Genomic DNA, 3,084 nt, shown 5'->3' on the forward strand with positions numbered 1-3,084 from the left:
AATGGGGAAACCCACCTGAAACTCAGTTGTTGTTATCTTCGGATGATCAACAACCGGGTTAACCAGGTACTTATTACCTGAATACATAGGGTTTTAAGAGCGAACCCGGGGAACTGAAACATCTAAGTACCCGGAGGAAAGGAAATCAACAGATACTCCCCTAGTAGCGGCGAGCGAACGGGGACCAGCCGAGCCGTGAGAATGACCAGAATGTGTTGGAAAGCACAGCCATAGCGGGTGACAGCCCCGTATGGGAAGTTTGATCGGACGCATTAAGTAGGGCGGGACACGTGAAATCCTGTCTGAAGATCGGGGGACCACCCTCGAAGGCTAAGTACTCCTTGCTGACCGATAGCGAACCAGTACCGTGAGGGAAAGGTGAAAAGCACCCCGACGAGGGGAGTGAAACAGTTTCTGAAACCGGACGCCTACAAGCAGTCGGAGCATCCTTGAGATGTGACGGCGTACCTTTTGTATAATGGGTCAACGACTTGGTCTGTCTAGCAAGCTTAAGCCGTTAGGTGTAGGCGCAGCGAAAGCGAGTCTTAAATGGGCGACTTAGTTAGACGGATCAGACCCGAAACCGAGTGATCTAGGCATGAGCAGGATGAAGGTTGGGTAACACCAACTGGAGGTCCGAACCCACACCTGTTGAAAAAGGTCGGGATGACTTGTGCCTAGGGGTGAAAGGCCAATCAAACTCGGAGATAGCTGGTTCTCCGCGAAAGCTATTTAGGTAGCGCCTCGGACGTATCCTCTTGGGGGTAGAGCACTGCATGGATGATGGGGGCCCACAGCCTTACTGAGTCTAAGCAAACTCCGAATACCAAGAAGGACTATCCGGGAGACACACGGCGGGTGCTAACGTCCGTCGTGGAGAGGGAAACAACCCTGACCAACAGCTAAGGCCCCCAATTCGTGGCTAAGTGGGAAAGCATGTGAGACTTCCAAAACAACCAGGAGGTTGGCTTAGAAGCAGCCATCCTTTAAAGATAGCGTAACAGCTCACTGGTCTAATCAAGAGGTCTTGCGGCGAAGATGTAACGGGGCTCAAGCCACGAGCCGAAGCTTTGGATGTGCATTTATGCACGTGGTAGCGGAGCGTTCTGTGATATAGAACGCTGCCTCTTTTGCTTTGCAAAAAGCAACGGAGGCAATGTTCTGACTGTGAAGCCGGGCTGTAAGGCATCCGGTGGAGTGATCAGAAGTGAGAATGTTGACATGAGTAGCGACAAACAGGGTGAGAGACCCTGTCGCCGAAAGTCCAAGGGTTCCTGCTTAAAGCTAATCTGAGCAGGGTAAGCCGGCCCCTAAGGCGAGGCCGAAAGGCGTAGTCGATGGGAACCAGGTTAATATTCCTGGGCCAGGAGATGGTGACGGATCACAGAGCTAGTTCTTCCTTATCGGATTGGAAGGGCTGGTGAGTGGTTCCTGGAAATAGCCCTCCATGAGACCGTACCCTAAACCGACACAGGTGGACTGGTAGAGAATACCAAGGCGCTTGAGAGAACCACATTTAAGGAACTCGGCAAAATACCTCCGTAAGTTCGCGAGAAGGAGGCCCCGTTCGTAGGCAACTATGGGCGGGGGGCACAAACTAGGGGGTGGCGACTGTTTACTAAAAACACAGGGCTCTGCGAAGCCGTAAGGCGACGTATAGGGTCTGACGCCTGCCCGGTGCCGGAAGGTTAAAAGGAGATGTGCAAGCATTGAATTGAAGCCCCGGTAAACGGCGGCCGTAACTATAACGGTCCTAAGGTAGCGAAATTCCTTGTCGGGTAAGTTCCGACCTGCACGAATGGCGTAACGACTTCCCCGCTGTCTCAAATGTGGACTCAGCGAAATTGAATTGTCTGTGAAGATGCAGACTTCCCGCGGTTAGACGGAAAGACCCCATGCACCTTTACTATAGCTTCGCACTGGCATCAGGATTGTGATGTGCAGGATAGGTGGTAGGCATCGAAGCAGTGACGCCAGTCGCTGTGGAGCCATCCTTGAGATACCACCCTTCGCACTCTTGATGTCTAACCGCGGCCCGTTATCCGGGTCCGGGACCCTGCGTGGTGGGTAGTTTGACTGGGGCGGTCGCCTCCCAAAGAGTAACGGAGGCGCGCGAAGGTTGGCTCAGAGCGGTCGGAAATCGCTCGTTGAGTGCAATGGCAGAAGCCAGCCTGACTGCAAGACTGACAAGTCGAGCAGAGACGAAAGTCGGCCATAGTGATCCGGTGGTCCCGAGTGGAAGGGCCATCGCTCAACGGATAAAAGGTACGCTGGGGATAACAGGCTGATGATGCCCAAGAGTCCATATCGACGGCATCGTTTGGCACCTCGATGTCGGCTCATCTCATCCTGGGGCTGGAGCAGGTCCCAAGGGTACGGCTGTTCGCCGTTTAAAGAGGTACGTGAGCTGGGTTTAGAACGTCGTGAGACAGTTCGGTCCCTATCTGCCGTGGGTGTAGGATACTTGAGAGGAGTTGCCCCTAGTACGAGAGGACCGGGGTGAACGTTCCACTGGTGGACCAGTTGTCGTGCCAACGGCAGTGCTGGGTAGCTATGAACGGACAGGATAAACGCTGAAGGCATCTAAGCGTGAAGCCCCCCTCAAAACAAGGTATCCCTTGAGAGCCGTGGAAGACCACCACGTCGATAGGCCGGAGATGTAAGTGCAGCAATGCATTCAGTTGACCGGTACTAATGGCTCGATTGGCTTGATTTGATCCGGAAGAAGACAGACCAGCTTGCAAAAGCAAGCAAATCTCTCGCTTCCAAAAGCATCCTTGGACAACTCATCCCAAAAAGGGATAACGCCGATCCGTTTCTTTCCCGGTCTGGTGGCCAAAGCACGAGCAAAACACCCGATCCCATCCCGAACTCGGCCGTTAAGTGCCGTCGCGCCAATGGTACTGCGTCAAAAGACGTGGGAGAGTAGGTCACCGCCAGACCTGGAAAGAAACGGATATCTCTCGAAAACGATAAAAAGCACCGCAAAAACCGCGATGCAAAACGGCGCGGGATAGAGCAGCCCGGTAGCTCGTCAGGCTCATAACCTGAAGGTCGCAGGTTCAAATCCTGCTCCCGCAACCA

At 53.6% G+C, this 3,084-nt stretch carries 1 tRNA gene and 2 rRNA genes (1 of these 3 running past the window's edge); all 3 read left to right on the forward strand.

The window, feature by feature from the left end:
* Positions 1-2,716 (forward strand): 23S ribosomal RNA (locus tag RM190_RS23165); it begins 117 nt to the left of the window's first position.
* Positions 2,717-2,827: 111 nt separating this feature from the next.
* Positions 2,828-2,942: ribosomal RNA gene (gene rrf, locus RM190_RS23170) — 5S ribosomal RNA — on the forward strand.
* A 65-nt stretch (positions 2,943-3,007) separates the two neighbouring features.
* Positions 3,008-3,084, forward strand: a tRNA-Met gene (locus RM190_RS23175).

Source organism: Paracoccus broussonetiae, from assembly GCF_031854425.1.
Taxonomy (GTDB): Bacteria; Pseudomonadota; Alphaproteobacteria; order Rhodobacterales; family Rhodobacteraceae; genus Paracoccus; species Paracoccus broussonetiae.